At 67.2% G+C, this 17,529-nt stretch carries 17 protein-coding genes and 1 tRNA gene; 13 read left to right on the forward strand and 5 right to left on the reverse strand.

From position 1 onward, the window contains the following. The first annotated feature begins 9 nt into the window (after positions 1 to 9). A tRNA-Leu gene (locus tag ACFE76_RS12950) sits at positions 10 to 90 on the forward strand. A gap of 26 nt (positions 91 to 116) precedes the next feature. Here the strand turns inward: ACFE76_RS12950 and bcp are convergent. After that, complete coding sequence (bcp, locus tag ACFE76_RS12955) at positions 117 to 596, reverse strand: thioredoxin-dependent thiol peroxidase (RefSeq protein ID WP_375432176.1); 480 nt, start codon at positions 594 to 596, stop codon at positions 117 to 119. A gap of 144 nt (positions 597 to 740) precedes the next feature. Here bcp and ACFE76_RS12960 point away from each other — a divergent pair, with 144 nt between their 5' ends. From ACFE76_RS12960 to ACFE76_RS12980, 5 genes are all read left to right on the forward strand, one after another. Beyond that, positions 741 to 1,046, forward strand: coding sequence for a DUF3618 domain-containing protein (locus ACFE76_RS12960; RefSeq protein WP_375432177.1), 306 nt, complete (start codon positions 741 to 743; stop codon positions 1,044 to 1,046). 169 nt (positions 1,047 to 1,215) lie between these two features. After that, on the forward strand, positions 1,216 to 2,526 hold the full coding sequence (locus tag ACFE76_RS12965) for an ABC transporter substrate-binding protein (protein ID WP_375432178.1): 1,311 nt from the start codon (positions 1,216 to 1,218) through the stop codon (positions 2,524 to 2,526). Between the two features lie 77 nt (positions 2,527 to 2,603). Then, positions 2,604 to 3,698 (forward strand): carbohydrate ABC transporter permease, encoded by a 1,095-nt coding sequence (locus ACFE76_RS12970; protein ID WP_375432179.1) that lies wholly within the window; start codon positions 2,604 to 2,606, stop codon positions 3,696 to 3,698. Then, the gene (locus ACFE76_RS12975) at positions 3,698 to 4,627 is read left to right on the forward strand and encodes a carbohydrate ABC transporter permease (protein ID WP_375432180.1); all 930 of its coding nucleotides are present in this window, start codon (positions 3,698 to 3,700) and stop codon (positions 4,625 to 4,627) included. The genes ACFE76_RS12970 and ACFE76_RS12975 overlap by 1 nt, the downstream gene beginning before the upstream one ends. 147 nt (positions 4,628 to 4,774) lie before the next feature. Beyond that, on the forward strand, positions 4,775 to 5,410 hold the full coding sequence (locus ACFE76_RS12980) for a DedA family protein (RefSeq protein WP_375432181.1): 636 nt from the start codon (positions 4,775 to 4,777) through the stop codon (positions 5,408 to 5,410). Positions 5,411 to 5,490: 80 nt separating this feature from the next. Here ACFE76_RS12980 and ACFE76_RS12985 read toward each other — a convergent pair whose 3' ends face one another. Next, the gene (locus ACFE76_RS12985; protein ID WP_375432182.1) at positions 5,491 to 5,643 is read right to left on the reverse strand and encodes a hypothetical protein; all 153 of its coding nucleotides are present in this window, start codon (positions 5,641 to 5,643) and stop codon (positions 5,491 to 5,493) included. A gap of 142 nt (positions 5,644 to 5,785) precedes the next feature. On the opposite strand from ACFE76_RS12985, the gene ACFE76_RS12990 reads away from it, so the two are divergent. From ACFE76_RS12990 to ACFE76_RS13005, 4 genes are all read left to right on the forward strand, one after another. Beyond that, positions 5,786 to 6,427, forward strand: coding sequence for a B12-binding domain-containing protein (locus ACFE76_RS12990; RefSeq protein WP_375432183.1), 642 nt, complete (start codon positions 5,786 to 5,788; stop codon positions 6,425 to 6,427). 1,495 nt (positions 6,428 to 7,922) lie between these two features. Beyond that, positions 7,923 to 9,182 (forward strand): ABC transporter substrate-binding protein, encoded by a 1,260-nt coding sequence (locus ACFE76_RS12995; protein WP_375432184.1) that lies wholly within the window; start codon positions 7,923 to 7,925, stop codon positions 9,180 to 9,182. Positions 9,183 to 9,216: 34 nt separating this feature from the next. Continuing rightward, positions 9,217 to 10,086, forward strand: coding sequence for a carbohydrate ABC transporter permease (locus tag ACFE76_RS13000; protein ID WP_375432185.1), 870 nt, complete (start codon positions 9,217 to 9,219; stop codon positions 10,084 to 10,086). After that, on the forward strand, positions 10,083 to 10,988 hold the full coding sequence (locus ACFE76_RS13005) for a carbohydrate ABC transporter permease (RefSeq protein ID WP_375432186.1): 906 nt from the start codon (positions 10,083 to 10,085) through the stop codon (positions 10,986 to 10,988). The genes ACFE76_RS13000 and ACFE76_RS13005 overlap by 4 nt, the downstream gene beginning before the upstream one ends. Before the next feature lie 135 nt (positions 10,989 to 11,123). Here ACFE76_RS13005 and ACFE76_RS13010 read toward each other — a convergent pair whose 3' ends face one another. The 3 genes from ACFE76_RS13010 to hisD are packed head-to-tail and all read right to left on the reverse strand — an operon-like array spanning position 11,124 to position 13,979. Continuing rightward, entirely contained in the window at positions 11,124 to 11,867 is a 744-nt protein-coding gene (locus ACFE76_RS13010) for an HpcH/HpaI aldolase/citrate lyase family protein (protein WP_375432187.1), read from the reverse strand. Continuing rightward, the gene (locus tag ACFE76_RS13015) at positions 11,867 to 12,622 is read right to left on the reverse strand and encodes an SDR family NAD(P)-dependent oxidoreductase (protein WP_375432188.1); all 756 of its coding nucleotides are present in this window, start codon (positions 12,620 to 12,622) and stop codon (positions 11,867 to 11,869) included. Before ACFE76_RS13015 ends, ACFE76_RS13010 begins: the two co-directional genes overlap by 1 nt. A gap of 16 nt (positions 12,623 to 12,638) precedes the next feature. Beyond that, positions 12,639 to 13,979, reverse strand: a complete 1,341-nt coding sequence (hisD, locus tag ACFE76_RS13020; protein WP_375432189.1) for a histidinol dehydrogenase — start codon at positions 13,977 to 13,979, stop codon at positions 12,639 to 12,641. 154 nt (positions 13,980 to 14,133) lie between these two features. On the opposite strand from hisD, the gene ACFE76_RS13025 reads away from it, so the two are divergent. From ACFE76_RS13025 to ACFE76_RS13035, 3 genes are all read left to right on the forward strand, one after another. Continuing rightward, positions 14,134 to 15,138, forward strand: coding sequence for a LacI family DNA-binding transcriptional regulator (locus ACFE76_RS13025; RefSeq protein ID WP_375432190.1), 1,005 nt, complete (start codon positions 14,134 to 14,136; stop codon positions 15,136 to 15,138). Positions 15,139 to 15,291: 153 nt separating this feature from the next. Beyond that, on the forward strand, positions 15,292 to 16,272 hold the full coding sequence (locus ACFE76_RS13030; protein ID WP_375432191.1) for an ester cyclase: 981 nt from the start codon (positions 15,292 to 15,294) through the stop codon (positions 16,270 to 16,272). A gap of 46 nt (positions 16,273 to 16,318) precedes the next feature. Beyond that, positions 16,319 to 17,482, forward strand: a complete 1,164-nt coding sequence (locus tag ACFE76_RS13035; protein ID WP_375432192.1) for a cupin domain-containing protein — start codon at positions 16,319 to 16,321, stop codon at positions 17,480 to 17,482. Positions 17,483 to 17,529 lie beyond the last annotated feature (47 nt).

A 17,529-nucleotide genomic window follows, 5' to 3' on the forward strand; every position in this document is an offset into this window, starting at 1 on the left:
CGCGGCTCAGCCGGAGTGGTGGAACGGTAGACACGCAGGATTTAGGTTCCTGTGCCTTCGGGCGTGAGGGTTCGAGTCCCTCCTTCGGCACGACGACACCGCCACGAGCGCCGGCCTCAGAGGCCGAGCTCGCGCCGCAGCTTGTCGACGTGACCGGCGGCCCGCACGTTGTACTGGGCGACCGCGACCGTACCGGCGCCCTTGGCGTTCACGTCGACCACGAAGGTTGAGCGGATGACGCCCTCGACGAGCTTGCCGTAGAGCAGCTTCTCCCCGTACGCGCCGTAGGCCCCCAGCGCCGACCGGTCGGGGTCGGACAGCAGCGGGAAGGCCACCGAGGACTTCTCGCGGAAGGTCGCGAGCTTGGGCTGAGCGTCCGGCGAGATGCCCAGCACGTGCACCCCGACGGCGCTCAGGTCCTCCATGGCGGCGGTGAAGTCGACGGCCTGGGTGGTGCAGCCGGGCGTCATCGCGGCCGGGTAGAAGTAGACGATCACCCGCTGACCGGCGTAGTCGGCCAGGGACACCGGGTGGCCGTCGGCGTCGGGCAGGGTGAAGGCCGGAGCTGAGTCGCCAGCGGTGAGTCGCGTCGTCATGGGCATGACCTTACTGGGGCCCACTGACGTGCCGGACGCCACGGACGCGGCCACCTCAGCGAGCGCCGACCGACTGCAATACGCTGGCCACCCAGACGCCGGCAGCTGCCGGCTCCGTGTACGCCCGATGGGCAAGGGGTGACGATGGTGGCAGGTCGACCGGATCGCGACAAGGACCAGATCGAAGCCGACCTGGCTGCCACCCGCGACCGCTTGGTCACCGCCGTCGAGTCCTTGATCGACCAGGTGCACCCGCAGCGGATCAAGCAGCGCGAGATCGCCGGCGCCAAGCGCTTGCTGAACATCGAGCTCGAGAACGCCAAGGCGCTGGTCTACAACGCGCGCGGTGATCTGCGTACCGACCGGCTGGCCGTGGTCGGCGGCGCGGCGGCCGGGGTCGTGAGCCTGCTGGTGGTGCTCCGGGCCGTGGTCCGCCGGAGTCGTTCCTGAGCGCTCAGACCAGGGTCGACCCGCCTTCCCCCCGGGGGGGGGTGTGGAAGGCTCACTGACGAATTCCGAAACTCGTTCAGCACGTAGTGCTCACGAGTGACAGGGATCATCTACTGTGGCTCAGTGGCACCAACGGATGGGTGCCTCTACACAACGAAGTGAGGCCTGAATGACTTTCGTACGTCCGGCGCGCCGCGTGCTCATCGCCGCCGCGTCCCTGACCGCGCTGCTCGCGGCCGCCGCCTGTGGTGGTAGCAGCAGCCCCGGCACCACAGCGTCCTCGGCCCCGGCCGTCGACTTGACCAAGCAGGGTGACACCGAGCTCTGGACCGGTAAGGACACCTCGGGAAACCTGAAGAACGTGGTGGCTGACTTCAACGCCCAGCACCCCGCGGGCAAGGTGATCATCCACGAGCTGCCCGACAACGCTGACCAGCAGCGGGCCCAGATGATCCAGAACACCCAGATCAAGAACCCCAAGATGGGCATCTTGAGCATGGACGTCGTCTGGACGTCGGAGTTCGCGGCCAAGGGCATCGTGGTGCCGCTGCCGGCTGAGCAGTTCCCGACCGACGGCTTCCTGAAGGCGACCGTCGACAGCGCGACCTACTTCGGCAAGCTCTACGGCATGCCGCAGTCCTCCGACGGTGGTCTGCTCTACTACCGCAAGGACCTGCTCACCAAGTACAACCTGCAGCCCCCGACGACCTTCGACGAGATGAAGGCCGACTGCAAGACCATCAAGGCGGGCGAGAACAACCCCAAGCTCGAGTGCTTCGCCGGTCAGTACAACAAGTACGAGGGCCTGACCGTGAACTTCGCCGAGGCTGTCAACAGCGCCGGCGGCGTCATCGTGGACGACCAGGGCAAGGCCAACGTCAACACCCCGGAGGCCATCAAGGGCCTGGCCACGTTGACCGACGACTTCAAGGACGGCACCATCCCCAAGGGCGCCATCACCTGGCAGGAAGAAGACGGCCGCCAGGCGTTCCAGAACGGCACGCTGATCTTCCACCGCAACTGGGGTTACGTCTACAACCTCGCGCAGAAGACAGACGGCTCGTCCAAGGTCGCCGGCAAGTTCGACGTGGCTCCGCTGCCGGGCATCACCGGTACCGGCGTCTCCAGCCTCGGTGGTCACAACCAGGCCATCGCCACGAACGCCGAGAACAAGGGCACCGCGGCGGACTTCATCAAGTACTTCACGAGCGAGCAGGTGATGAAGGACAACGTCATTGCGACCTCGTCGTCGGCCACGCGTACGACCGTCTATTCCGACCCGGCCGTGGTGAAGAAGTTCCCGTACATGCCCATCCAGCTCAAGAGCATCGAGACCGCCAAGCCGCGGCCCAAGGCTGTCGAGTACGGAGACGTGACCCTGGCCATCCAGGACGCTGCTTACGGCGCCCTGCAGGGCCAGACTCAGCCGGACGCCGCCATGGCGAGCCTGCAGACCAAGCTCCAGTCGCTGATCAAGTAGCTTCCAGTTCTCCGGACCCCGGCGTGGCAGTGGTCGCGCCGGGGCTCGGGGCATCTCTTCTCAAGGAGGTTGGCCGCATGGCAACTGCCACAGCGGAGTCGCAGAGTCTCCCGGCCGTCCAGCAGGACGGTCACAAGCACAAGAAGAGCGCGCTCAGTGACGGACAGGGCCGGCTGGCCTGGATCCTGCTGGCCCCGACGCTGCTCGTCATCATCGTGGTCGCCGGTATCCCGGTGCTGCTGTCGATCCGCGAGTCGTTCTTCCAGTCCAACTCCGCACCCGACCCGACCACGGGGATCATCACCCCCGGTGAGCGGTTCACGGGGCTCCAGAACTTCACCAGCATCTTCACCAATCCCGACACCGTGGTGGGGAACTTCGGCACCATCGGCCGGTTCTCCAACGCGTTCTTGAACACCACCGCCATCACCATCGTCTGCGTGATCCTCGAGACCGTCCTAGGTGTCGCGATGGCGCTGATCATGGCGAAGGCGTTCAAGGGTCGCGGCATCGTCCGCGCGGGCATCCTCGTGCCGTGGGCCATCCCCACCATCGTCTCCGCGCTGATGTGGAAGCTGATCTTCAACGAGTCCGGGGTGATGAACCGCATCATCGGGACCCAGATCCTCTGGCTCGCCGACTCACCGGCCTCGTTCTGGGCCGTCGTGATCGCCGACGTCTGGAAGACCGCACCCTTCATCGGGCTGCTGACCCTCGCTGGTCTGCAGACCATCCCGGCCGAGGTCTATGAGGCCGCCAAGGTCGACGGCGCCACCGCCTGGCAGCAGTTCGTCCGGATCACGCTGCCGATGGTCAAGCCGACGCTCGTGGTCGCTGTCCTCTTTCGCACGCTCGACACGCTGCGCATGTTCGACCTGCCCTGGGGCATGATCGGTCAGGGCAAGTACCGGGTGGAGACGGTGTCGATCTTCGCCTACCAGGAAGCCACGGCCCAGCGCTACGGGCCGGCCGCGGCCTACGCCATCGTGCTGTTCATCTACGTGCTGCTCGTCGCCTTCCTGTTCGTGAAGGTGCTGGGCGCGGACGTGATCGGTGACAGTGGGCTGCCGAAGAAGAAGAAGCGCCGCGGTCGTGGTGGCGGCGTTGGTGGCGAAGACACGGTCAAGGCCCAGGCTGCGCCCGGCCTCGAGATGATGGGAGGGGCTCACTGATGGCCACTGCAGTCACCACACCGACCGAGAGCCACCTGAGCTCCGACGAGGTTGCGCAGCTCGCGCACCCGAAGCGGAACGGCAAGGCGCTCTTCGGGATGATCGCCTCGTACGTCGGCATGGCCCTGATCGTCCTCTACTGCATCATCCCGTTCTACTGGATGATCGTCTCCTCGCTGCGGCTGCCCACCCAGGGCCGGAGCACCGACTTCATCCCCAACCCGGTGTCGTTGGAGAACTACAAGGGCGTGTTCTCGGGCGGTAACGCCTTCGGCCGTTCCTTGATCAACTCGGTCATCGTGTCCGGAACCACCACTGTCTTGACGCTGCTGTTCGGCATCGTGGCGGCGTACGCGCTGGCACGGCTGCAGTTCAAGGGCAAGGCGGCGGTGCTGTGGGTAATCATGGCCTGCTCGATGTTCCCGTTGATCATCCTGATTCCGCCGCTGCTGAAGATGTTCTCCTCGACGGCACCGTTCCAGTGGTTCCCGAACTGGATCAACACCTACCAGGCGGTCATCGTCCCGGGGCTCAGTTTCGGTCTGCCGCTCGCGGTGTGGAACTTGACCGCCTTCTTCAAGCAGATGCCGGTCGAGCTGGAGCAGGCGGCCATGGTGGACGGTTGTACCCCGGCCGTTGCCTTCCGCAAGGTGATCCTGCCGCTCGCGGCGCCGGGTGTCTTCACCACGGCGATCATCGTGTTCATCGGGTCATGGAACGAGTTCCTCGTCGCCCTGACCTTCCTGACCAACGCGGACCGGCAGACCGCCACCGTCGCGATCAGCAAATTCACTGGGGCGACAAACTTCGACACCCCCTACGGCAGCATCATGGCTGCCGGTGTGATCGTGACCGTGCCACTACTTATTGCTGTGCTGCTCTTTCAGCGCCGTATCGTCGCCGGCCTCACCGCAGGTGGCGTCAAGTAGGACAGGTCGTGCCCTGAGCTCGTCGAGGGGCTAGAACTGGCGCAGTCGCACCCGCGACTGCGCCAGTTCTGCGTGTGTGGTGCGTCTCACGACGGTGGACCCAGCCGGCTCGGTTCCGCGCTCACGGCTCAGACGTACCGTTGATCCGTGAACCAGCTGTACGGCCACCTGCTCTTGGCCGCGTCCGTCCTGATCGGCTCGGCCATCCCCTTTGTACCGACCGGCGAGATGGTCAGCGGCGCGGCGGCCGTCGCGGCGCACTCGAAGCTGAACGTCTTCCTCATCTTCCTGATCACCTGGATCTGCTCGGTGCTGGGCGACACGGTGATGCTGATTGAAGCCCGGCTGGGTCGCCGACGGCTGCAGCGCTGGCTCAACCGGGCCACGTTCGGGGCTCGGGTCACCGCCGCTCAGCAGGCGCTCACCGGCAACGCGGTCAACGCCGTGATCACCGGCCGACTGATCCCGGGCGGGCGGACGCCGGTCATCGTCGCGCTCGGTCTGTCCCGCTTCTCGATCCGACGCTTCATGCTGATCGACACCGTCGCGTGCGCGCTGTGGGCCGGTATCTACTCCACCATCGGCTCGATCGGTGGGCGGATCGCCAACCACCCCATCTGGGGCATGGTGATCGCGATCGCGTTCGCGGTCTCGATGGGCGTCCTGGTCCAGGAGCTGCGCAAGCTGTGGCAGTGGTACCGCGGCCGGTCGGTGGCCCAGGATCCGACGCCGGCCGTCGCGCACGCCATCGGCACACCCGAAGAGGCACCGGCCAAGCCCTGAGCCTGAGAACCACAGAGGCCGCCGACAGGAGTGATCCTGTCGACGGCCTCAACCCTCGGCGGGGCGGTCAGCGTGCCGGGTCAGCGCGAGAACGGACTGGTGTAGCGCTGCGCGGCGACTAACAGCTCGTCGCGCATGGTTGCGCTGCCGGCGTTGGCGATGGCGCGTTCGATCTCGTGGCGCGAGCGGCGGTGGTCGAGGCGGTTGCGGAGAGTCTGGGTGAGGCGGGCCATGATGGTTCCTTGCTGTGCTTTTCGGGTCAACTATTTGATATCGAAGTGTACAACCTCGAAATCATCGGCGGTATTCCGGGCACTACCATGAGTGCGCCGGCTGACGGCACTCTTCTCCCTCCCCCGTTCGGAGCCTGACACGATGTCCAAGACTCAGCAGCTCACACCCATGGCGATCGTCCCAGACATCCTGGACGCCACCCAGACCTACGACTCCCGGCGCCTGCTCGCGTTGCTGAACCGGTCCTGGTCGGCCTTCGGTCTGGCCGCGACCGTGGACGACGTGCTGATGCCCAGCATGCGTCTGGTCGGCCGGTTGTGGGCGAGCGGCGAGAGCGACGTGAGCGAGGAGCACCTCGCCACGGTGACCACCCAGCTGTGGCTCGGGCAGGTGAGCGCGGCCGCGACCGCACCCACCCGGATCGGGACGGTCTTGCTGGCCTGCGGTCCGAGCGACGTGCACACGCTGGGCTTGGAATGCCTGGCCGCGCTGTTGATCGAACGGGGCGCCGACTGTCGTAGCCTCGGCGGTTCGACCCCGACCGAGGCGGTGCAGATCGCGATGCGCCGGCTGCGACCCGCGGCGGTCGTCGTGGTGTCGCACTCGCCCAGGAGCCGGCCCGGAGCTCTCCTCAGTATCGGTCTGGTGGACGCCCAGGGGATTGACGTCTACTACGCCGGTGGCGCGTTCGCCACCGCGGAGGACCGCGACGGCGTGCCGGGGCGCTACCTCGGGGAGCACCTCGGCCCGGCGGCCGACCTCGTCGTCGCCGGGCTGGCCTGACCGCGCTTGAGCTGTCCCGAGTTGGTCGACGGCTTGAGCCCCCGGCCACGACCAACCGGTAGCGACGCGTCCCAGCTGGTCGAGGGCCTCGAAGAGGTTGCGCCGGCTGGCGCCCAGGCCAGCCCTACGACCAGCAGGAGGCACTACTCGTGCAGCACACTCCCAAGCCGCAGCAGTGTGAAGAAGGGACGCGGCGACGAGTGACCAGTCACCTTGGGCCTTTGGAGGGTGGTGTCAAACGCCGACCTCCTGCGCGTCACCCGGGCACGCACCGGTCTTCGTTGCCGTCGTCGCGGAGAGAATCCCGCGGTCCGACTCCTCCGGCGCCTTGCCCGCACCCGGACGCCTGCTCGCTACGGCCGCCGTTCGACACGACCCTCCCAGCGAACCCATCGACGGGCGTTCGTCGAGTCCGCTTTCCGGGCGGGCTCCATGCCCTTGCGCTTGCTTCGGAAGATCACGCTCCGCCGCCATGGTTTGCGGTTCGGCCCGGGAGACTCCTCCCGGGCGAAGCAAGACCGTTGAGGAAGGTCGAGGCGCAAGTGCGGTCCGGGGCCCTGTAGGCGAGGGCCGTCGCTACCCGGGACCGAAAAGACGAAGCGTGTGGCTGCCGGGGGAGGAGAAGTCTTGCCAAACAATCACGGGAGCCATATGTTATACGTATGCATCTCGGGGCACGCGACAGGGGCCATGTGGTGGGCTGCTTCACGGTGGTGCGCGAGACTGCCCGGGCCGACCCGGCCGCGCCGTCCAAGCCTGAGGTGGTTCAGCCTGTGTCCGAGATCCTCAGCAATCTCAAGCAGTACAGCGGCCCAGCCCTACGCCTCTCTGCCGACCCGCTTGACGGCTGGACCGGGGGTGACGACGTCGGGCTTGACGAGGGCACCTTCGGGACCTCGGCAGAGACGCTTCCCGAGGACCTACGGCCGGCCCTGGATGTTGGAGTCGAACGGCCTCACCGGTTCGCTCGGATGCAGCGGAGCCATCTGCATGTCTTCGAGGACGAGGTCGCGCTGGTTGGACCCTCGGTCATCTCGGACGAGACGGCTTCCGCTGGAGATCCTGACGGGGGATGCGGATTTCTACCTCGACAACCTGCACCGTTACGGCTCCCTGCTCCTGGGCCGGTGGTCCACCGTCGCGTACGCCGACCAGGGCAGGTCCGGCACGAAGCACGTGCTGCCGGCCGGGCGTGGGTCCCGTTACACCGGCGCCCTCTTGTCGCCGGCTATCTGAAGCAGCTGACCGACCCGCGGGCCACCCGAGACTGGACCCCGGCTCAGGCCGCCCGTCGTTGCGATCGCCGACTTCGGGGGCAGGTCCGGCCTCCGCGACAGCACTCAGCTGCCCCGAGCAGATCAGCGCCAAATGTTACAGTCTGAATACGTATAACAAGTCTATGCGCCGCGTCCGACACCATCGATCAGAAGAGGCCCTCATGCACATGTCCCGCCCGTCCCGACGGATCGTTGTCGGTTTGCTCTCTGCGTCGCTGGTGGTTCTGACCGCCTGCGGTGCCGGCTCGCGCACCGGCGCGGAGACCGCCGTCGCGGTCGCCTGCGACTTCGAGAACCCGCCCCAGGCGACCACGGTCAACGTCCTGGCCTACAACTCCTCGGCCGTGGACCCCTTCACCAACACGATGGTGAAGAGCTGTTCGCACGACAACGTGACGGTCAAGCACGACCCGATCGACTTCGGCGGTCAAGTGCAGAAGACCGTGGCCACCCTGTCCGGCGACAAGGGGTCCTACGACGTGGTCGAGACCTACAGCTTCGTGGTCGCGACGTACGCCGCGCAAGGCAAGATCCAGCCGCTGGACGACCTCTTCGCCAAGTACGCCGACAAGTACAAGCTCAACGACCTCAGCCCGGAGATGCTCAAGGGGATGAGCTATGACGGGAAGCTCTACGGCCTCCCCATGCAGGCGCAGACCCAGGTGCTGGCCTACCGCAAGGACATCTTCGACAAGCTGGGCCTCACCCCGCCGAAGACCTTCGAGGAGATGCGGACCGTCGCCAAGAAGATCCAGGACGCCGGCGAGATCAAGTACCCGCTTGCGCTGCCCTGGCTGTCCAACGCCGACATCGTGACCGGTTTCGGTGCCGCCATGGGCTCCCAGGGGACCGACTATGTTGACGACGCCACCAAGAAGGCCAACCTGACCTCCGACGCCGCGGTGAAGTCGCTGGAGCAGATGAAGTCCCTGCTGCCCTACATGGACCCCCAGGTCACCACCTTTGACCAGCCCAAGGTGCAGCAGCAGCTGTTCAACGGGTCGGCCGCGATGGGCATCATGTTCTCCGGCCGGATGCTCGACCTGACCCTGGAGAAGAACTCCAAGTTCTCGGCGAACTTCGCCTTCGCCGCGCCGCCGAAGGTCTTCGCCGACAGCCCCAAGCAGTACGGTGCCCTGTCCATCGACGGCTGGTCGCTACCGACGAACACCAGCGTCTCCCCGGACCTGCTGTTCCAGCTGATCGCGGCCTCGGTGAGCGAGGACGCCTCGAAGTCCTCCGTCCCGGCTGCCTACCCGGCCCGCATCGGGATGGCGACCACCGCCAACACCCCGTACGCCGCTGCGGCCGAGGACTCGATCAAGAACGCACCGCCCCTGCAGCCCTACCCCTACATCCCGGCGGTCGGTGGCGCCATCACTCCCATCGTGGCCAAGGTCGTGACGGGCGGGCAGTCCATCCCGGACGGCACTGAGCAGATGCAGCAGGCGGTCGAAGACATCCTGGCCAAGCAGTAACCGCGACGAGTCGGCACGACCAAGGAGCTCGAGCATGCGCAGACGTGAGTACGCAGTACTGATCGCCCCCAGCGTGATCATCATGTTCGGGTTCCTGGTCGTCCCGCTCTACCGGACGATTCGTTGGAGCTTCGAGTCCGTGGCCTACGGGAGTCCGGGCACGTTCATCGGGCTGGCCAACTACGCCAGCGCGCTGACCGACTCCCGCTTCGGTCGCGCGGTGTTGTTCACGGTGGGTCTCACCATCGTGACCACGGTCGTCCTGCTCTTCTTCGGCTACATCATCGCGACGCTGATGAACCAGATCGGCAAGTTCCGGCCGATCGTGCTCGGCATCTTGCTGATCTCCTACGTGCTGCCCCACGTGGTCGGGGCGGCCGCCTTCTCGTGGCTCTTCGACAGCAACTTCGGCGGTGTGGTCAACTACGCCCTCAGCTCGCTGACCGGCCAGGAGATCCTGTGGTTCACCGACCCCTGGCCGAACCGGGTCATGATCGCGATGAACGTCGTCTGGTCCCAGCTGCCGTTCGCGATGCTGATCATCCTGGCCGGCCTGCAGGGCGTCCCGGAGGAGGTGATCGAGGCCGCTCAGATCGACGGGGTGAACACCCTGCAGAAGCACCTGAACGTGATCATTCCCAGCATCCGTGGCGTCGTGGGCTTCGCGGCCCTGATCTCGATCATGGACATCCTGCGGATCTTCGACAACCTGATCCCGCTCGCTCCGCAGGCGGTCCCGATCGGCAACGAGTCGATCATGCTCTACATCTTCAACCAGGCCTTCCGTGAGGGAAACCAGAACCTGGGGCTGGGCAGCGCGGTCAGCGTGCTGACGATCGTGTTGATCCTGATCATGCTGTCCCCCTTCATCCGCGACGTCTTCCGGGAGGCGAAAGCCAAATGACCACCCTCGATGTAGGCAAGCTCTCCACCACGGGCGCCGGGACCGGGGTCGCTTCCGGCAGCCCAGGCCCCAGTGCCCGGTCGAGCCGCAAGACCTTCCTCGTCCTGGCCGGTCTGTTCCTCGGGGCGACCTGCCTGGTCATGCTGAGCCCGTTCATCTGGACGATCCTGTCAGTGACCAAGCCGACGGACGTGGCCTTCGTCAACCCGCCGGTCTTCGCCTACAAGCCGACGCTGGCCGCGTTCGTCGACCTGTGGCAGACGACGGACTTCTACCGCTACCTGATCAACACGGTGATCATCGCGGTGATCTGCACGGTGGTGGCGCTGCTGATCGGACTGCCGGCGGCCTACGCACTGTCCCGCTTCCCGGGCTGGGTGTCTGGACTCCTGCTCGTGCTGGCGCTGATCTTCCGGGCGCTGCCGCGGTTCGCCGTGGTGCTCCCGATGTACGAGATCACCAAGTCGATCGGGATCTACGACACGACCTACGCCCTGGCCCTGGCCCTGATCGCGATCAACCAGCCGTTCAGCATCTGGTTGCTGCGCAACTTCTTCGCCGAGATCCCGGTCACCCTCGACGAGGCGGCCATGATCGACGGCTGCACCCGCTTCCAGGTGCTGCGCCGGGTGATGGTCCCGCTGATGGGACCAGGCATCCTGACCGCGGGGATCTTCGTCTTCCTCTTCGCCTTCCAGGAGTACCTCACCGCGCTGATCCTGACCGACGTGAACTCCAAGACGGTGCCAGTCTTCATCGCCACTCAGCTGGGGCAGACCCTGCCCATGCTGCAGCAGGCCGGGGCGGCCGCGATGCTGCTCACCCTGCCGGTCGTCGCCATCGCGTTCATCGCGCAGAAGTACCTGGTGGCGGGGCTGGCAGCCGGGGCTGTCAAGGGCTGACCGGACCCAGTCGAGCTGACCCTGGCGGTGGGAGAGGTGCACGGCGCGCACCTCTCCCCGCGGGAACGGCTGGACCAGATGAGGGCCGTCCGCCGCGGCTGGCGGTCGGCCCGCAGGTCTGGACCGACCGGCGAGTCAGCGCTGGGCCGACCTCAGGTCGGCCAGGTGGCCCATCAGGGTGTGCGCGAGGTTGTAGACGACGAGGTCGGCGCCGCCGGCGAGCGCCTGCGCGGCCGCGTCGACGCCGGGGACGATGTCCATCCGCCGTGCCGACGAGCCGGCCAGCACCCGGTGCACCTCAGCCACCAGGTCGGCGAGGGCCGGATCGGACGCGGTCCGGGACGCCCCGAGGTCCGCCGTGCCGATCATGGTGCCGTCGATGCCGGGGACGGCCAGGATCTCTGCCGCCCGCGCCACGCCCGCCGGCGACTCGATCATGCCGATCAGCAGAGTCTCCTCGACCAGTCGCTGCCGGTGCTCGCCGGGGTCGGTGAGTCCGAAGCGCCCGGCGCGCGAGTACGTCGCGAACCCGCGGTGGCCCAGCGGCGGGTAGTGGACCGAGTCCACCAACGCCTGCGCGTCGGCGGCACTGTCGATGTGCGGCGCGATGATCCCGGCGGCTCCCTGGTCCAGGGCACGCAGCACCAGGGCTGGCTCGGCGGAGCCCACCCGGACGAGAACCTCGACCCCGTGGCACGCCGCCAAGGCCAGGTGGCTGCGCAGGTCGGCGACGTCGGCCGGTCCGTGCTCGCAGTCGATCACGATGAAGTCGAACCCGCTGACGGCGACCATCTCCGTCAGCTCCTCGGCCGGCATCCGGAGCAGGACACCGACCAGCTGTTCGCCCGCCGCCAGCCGTGCCTTCAAGGCGGCGGCCATCAGGCCACCATCCCGGCCGACAGGTCGATGTCGGCCCCGCAGAGACCGGGCATCGCCAGCATCGCGACCACGGCCGCACCGACCTCCTGCTCGGTCACCATCCGCCCGAGGGCGGCCCGGGACACGAAGGTCTCCATGGCGGCCGCGTAGGAGGTCCCCGACCGTTCGGCCTCGAGCCGGAAGTTCCGGTCCATCCGCGGACCCTCCACCGGACCGGGGGACAGGCTGTTCACGCTCACGCCGGCCGGACCGACCTCGAAGGCCAGGGTGGAGGTCAGACCGAGCACGGCCATCTTCGACGCGCAGTAGGGCGTCCGGCGGATCAACGGGCGCTTCCCCGACACCGAGGCGAGGTTGATCACGTCGCCGTGGCCACGAGCCACCATGGCCGGCAGGAAGGCACGGCAGACGAGGAAGACCCCGCGCACGTTGACGTCGAAGACCTCGTCCCAGTCCGACACGTCGACATCGACCAGCGGCGCGACCGGGCCGGCGATCCCGGCGTTGTTCACCACGACCGACACCTCGACCTCGGCCAGCGAGTCGGACAGCTGCTGCACCGACTGCGGGTCGGCCACGTCGCAGACCCGCCAGGAGGCGCGCTCACCCAGCTCGGCGCAGATCTCACGCAGCGGCTCGGACCGTCGACCGGCGACGACCACCGCGGCGCCCTCGGCGTGCAGGGCCCGGGCGATGGCCCCGCCGAGGCCGGTGCCGCCGCCGGTCACCAGAGCGGTGCGACCAGCCAGCGTCACGCCGCGCTCCGGTCCGTCACGGGGTCCGACCCGCCGATTCCAGGTCCGCACCTAGGGCCGTGTCGATCCAGGCGTACGGCTCCCCGAGGTGGCGCCAGACGCGGACGTCGCCGCTGCGGGCGTGTCCCTCGAAGAGCTCCACCCGGGCGGCCCGACCGCAGACCCGGCCGAGCTCTGCGCTGGAGGCGTCGTCGGTGATCTCCTGGTAGGTCACCGTCTTCAGGTACTTGCCGACCCACAGACCGCCGGTGTAGCGCGACGCTCCGAGGGTGGGGAGCACGTGGTTGGTACCGATCACCTTGTCACCGTAGGAGACGCAGGTGTTCTCGCCGAGGAACAGAGCGCCGAAGTCGTGCATCTTCTCCAGAGCGGCCCGGGGGTCGCGGGTCAGCACCTCGACGTGCTCGGAGGCAAAGCCGTCAGCCACCCGGAAGGCCTCGTCGAGGTCGTCCACGACGATCACCTGCCCGAAGTTGCGCCAGGCGGGCTCGGCGCAGTCCCGGGTCGACATGTCGGGCAGGATGCGCTCGATGTGCTCCATCACCTGTCGAGCCAGCACCTCGCTGGTGGTGACCAGGACCGCAGGCGACTCGGGGCCGTGCTCGGCCTGGGACAGCAGGTCCACCGCGACCACGAAGGGGTTCGCCGCATCGTCGGCGATGACCAGGATCTCGGTGGGCCCAGCGAACAGGTCGATCCCGACCTCGCCGTAGAGCTGTCGCTTGGCCTCGGCCACGTAGGCGTTCCCCGGGCCGGCGATCAGGTCGACCTTGTCCATGAACTCGGTGCCCAGAGCCATCGAGGCCACGGCCTGGACGCCGCCCAGGATGTAGATCTCGTCCGCGCCGGCCAGGCTCATGGCCGCGACCGTGGCGGCGGGGATCTCGCCGTTGATGGGCGGGGTGCACGCCACCACCCGAGGCACGCCGGCCACCTTGGCGGTCACGATCGTCATGTGCGCGGAGGCGGTGAGCGGGTACCTCCCGCCGGGGATGTAGGAGCCGGCCGCCTGGACCGGGATGTGGCGGTGGCCCAGCTTCACACCGGGCAGTGTCTCGATCTCGATGTCGGTCATCGAGTCGCGCTGGGCCTGGGCGAACCGCCGGACCTGCGCCTGGACGAAGACGATGTCGTCGATGACCTGCTGGGGCAGGCCGGCCATGATCTCGGCGATCTCGGCGGCGCTGAGCCGGAAGCTCTCCGGGTCCCAGCGGTCGAAGGTCTGGGCGTAGCGGCGGACCGCGGGCTCGCCCTCGTGGCGGATGTCGCCGATGATGCTGCGCACCCGGTCGCTGACGTCGGCCTGCGTGGTGTCGGCGAAGGTCTTGGACTGGGCCGTCTTGAGCCAGCTGGGCACGTGGTCTCCTCCTGTGGGGCGTCTCGAGCGAGCCATCGGGGTAGCGTCACGAGACACCGTTTACATACGTATGTGTAAAGTACGCCGGGACGCGAGCCGACGTCAAGATGGCCGGCATGCTGCCAATCCGGACCGGACGGGAGAAGATCGACTCATGGTGACCAGCCACGACGTCGCTCGACTGGCCGGAGTGTCGCAGCCGACGGTGTCCCGAGCCCTCCGTAACAGCACCAAGGTGTCCGAGGACACCAGGTACCGGGTCTTGCAGGCCGCGCGCGCCCTCGGCTACGTGCCCAGCGAGACCGGCCGGGCCCTCTCGAGCGGCCGGACCCGACGCATCGGGCTGCTGCTGACCGACCTGACCAACCAGTTCTACACCCACGTGATCGCCGACATGCATGACGAGCTCGAGACGCGGGGCTACCAGCTGATGCTGCAGACGGAGACCACGGACACCGCCACCGTGGCGGAACGGTTGATTGCCAACACGGTGGACGGAGTGCTGTTGGCCACCGTGACGTTGAACTCGCTGATCCCGGTCCGACTTCGCGACCGCGGCGTCCCTTTCGTCTACTTCAACCGGATCTCGGACGCGGTCGACGCTGACTCAGCCACCGTCGACCCCGTGTCCGGCCTCGACGCCGCGGCCGCCGCGATCCTTACCCACGGACACCGACGGGTGGGAGCGATTCTCGGACCGAGCAACACCAGCACCGGTGCTCAGCGCGAGGTGGCGCTACGCCGCGGCCTGGAAGCCGGTGGGGTCACCATCGCTTCGGCCTACACCTACCGCGGCCCGTTCGACTTCGACACCGGAGATGCGGGCACGAAGTACCTGCTCACGCGCGATCCCCGACCTACCGTCATCGTCTGCAGCAACGACGTGGTGGCTCTCGGTGCCCTCAACGCGGCGCGGGACCTTGGCGTCAAGGTGCCCCAGGACGTCTCGGTGGTCGGCTTCGACAACCTCCCGCCCGCGCAGTGGTCCCTGATTCAGCTCACCACCGTGGCTTTCGACCTCGACGGCATGGCTCGCCGGGCCGCCAACCTGCTGGTTGACCGGATCGAGAACGGGCCGGGGACCCCTTTCGCGCACGCGGTCTTCCCAAGCCGGCTGATCGAGCGGGCCACCCTGTCCGTCGCCCCTCCGCTCTCCTAGGAGGACTCCCGGCTCTGGGGAACGACCTCTGGTCCCCGCCTGGAGAGGTCGTCGCTCGCACCCAGGATCCTCCAATACTGTCTGCGGAATGGCCCCGGCGCTGAGCCGACCCCGTCTTGCGCCGTGTCGATACATACGCATACACTGACTCGCATGCCGCTCGACCCTGTTGCGTACCACCCCTACGCCGACCCCGATGACTTCATCCGAGAGGTGACCGACCTGATCTGGGTCGACCGAGCCATCGGGTTCATCCGGGAGAACTACGAGCCGGACTCGATCGTGCACGGCGGGTTCGGTACCTCGGTCGGGCGGGATGAGGTCATCGAGGGCAGCATGATGCGGATCGCGGACCACCCGGACCGCATCAGTCAGGCCGAGGACGTCATCTGGGAGGCGCGCGGCGACGATGCCTTCCTGAGCTCCCACCTGGTCCTCTCCGCGGACTGGAACAACGATTTCGTGAGCCGGACGATTGCCAACTGTCTCTACCGACGGGGGCGGATGGTGGAGGAGTGGGTCGTCCGCGACGCGCTCGGCATCGCCCTGCAGCTCGGCCAGGACCCCGATGAGCTCGCCCGGCACAAGCTGTTTCCGGGATTCACCGGAAGCATGACCCAACCGGCCCCTGCCGACGTCATCGCGGCCGGCGACTCCGGGCCGCGACCGGACGACCACCGTCCCGAGGTCGAGATGGTGCTCGAGCTGATTGAAGAGGTCTGGAACCAGCGTGGCCTGGAAAAGGTCGGTAGCTTCATGGTCCGCGACCTGGTGCTGCACACGGTCGGGTACCGGACGATCATTCGTCCGGAGGGTTATCGGCGAGCCCTGCTCCGGATGATCCGGCCGTTCCCGGCTGGGCAGTTCGAGGTCCGGGACGTGGCGACGAACGACGACCCCCGCTACGCCGGCCTCCGGATCGCTGTCACCTGGGTCTTCAAGGGCCGCTACAACGGGGCGGCCGACTTCGGCCCGCTCACCGACTCCGCGGTCGAGATCCTCGGTGTCTCGCAGTTCCTGGTCCAGGCCGGTCGGATCGTCCGCGAGGTCCGCATCTACGACGAGATCGCCCTGCGTACGCAGATCGCGGCCCGTCGTGGCGACCTTCCCTTCGCCAGCACCAACATCTACTGATCGCCCCGGAACCACCCATTCCGGCTAGACCCGAGTAAGGATTCCCATGGCCGAAGTACTCGTTCCGTCCGCCGAGCTCGAGCGTCGCACGATCCGGCGCTCGGCCTGGGTGGCCGAGAATGCTGCCTTTATCGACTGCCGGACGCCTGGTTCGGACCGGAAGGCTAACTATGCCTTCATCGGTCCTGGTGTTTCGCAGAACGCGAAGCAGTTCATCAACCTCAGTGAGCCGCACGGTTACAACGTCGGCGCGGCGGGGATGCCGAACGGTGTCAACAACAACCTGCATCTGCACTTCACTGCTGAGGTGTTCATCAACTTTGGTGGCACTTTCCGGGTCCGTTGGGGTGTGGACGGGCTCCAGGGTGAGTACGTCAGCCATGACGGGGACATCATTTCGGTGCCGGCGTGGATCTTTCGGGGTTTCACCAACGAGGGGCCGGATGAGGGGCTGTTGTTGACCGTCCTCGGTCAGGATGTGACCGGCGGTATCATCTGGGGGCCCTCGGTGCTCAAGGAGGCCGAGTCCTACGGGTTGCACCTGACTGCGGACAACCGGTTGATCGACACGGTTGCTGGGGACGAGCTGCCTTCGGATGTGCCGTTGATCAAGCCGATGAAGCAGGCCTTCATCGATGAGCTGACCCCGTTCAGCGTGGAGGAGATGCGGGGTCGGGTCACCCAGGCGGGGGACCGACGTTACAGCTCTCGCGCGTCGCTGGGACATGCGCTGCCTGGTGGGGGTGGGGAGCTGGCGTTGGTCATCGGCTACGGGATGAGTGAGGACCGCCGTCAGGTGCCGCGGCTGCACGAGCCGCACAGCTTCAACATGGCGTGGCTGCGCGCGATCCCGGGGGAGGGGCTGCTGCGGCACCGCCATTCCGCGACGCAGACGTTGCTGGTGAAGTCTGGGCGCTGGCAGGTCACGCTGAACACGGGGGAGGCGGAGGAATCCGTCGTCCTGGAGCCGCAGGACATGTTGTCGGTGCCTGCTGGTAGCTGGCGGCGCTTCGAGCTGCTGGAAGCCGGCCCGGATGCGGCAGTCGACGGGACGGGTGAGCTGCTGGTGGTGAACGCCGGGGATGGCCGGGTCCGGTTGGAGTGGGCGCCCGAGGTGGTCGAGGCCGCGTTCGACGCCGGCTGGATGCTCGACCCGAACGGCTACCTCGCCCCGGTCGCGGTGATGGTCACCGCCACCGAGGACGACTAGGACTCGACGAGGACAGCTTCGCCGATCGAGGTCGTCCCCGGACCGAC

The organism is uncultured Friedmanniella sp. (genome assembly GCF_964244005.1).
Lineage (GTDB): Bacteria > Actinomycetota > Actinomycetes > Propionibacteriales > Propionibacteriaceae > Microlunatus.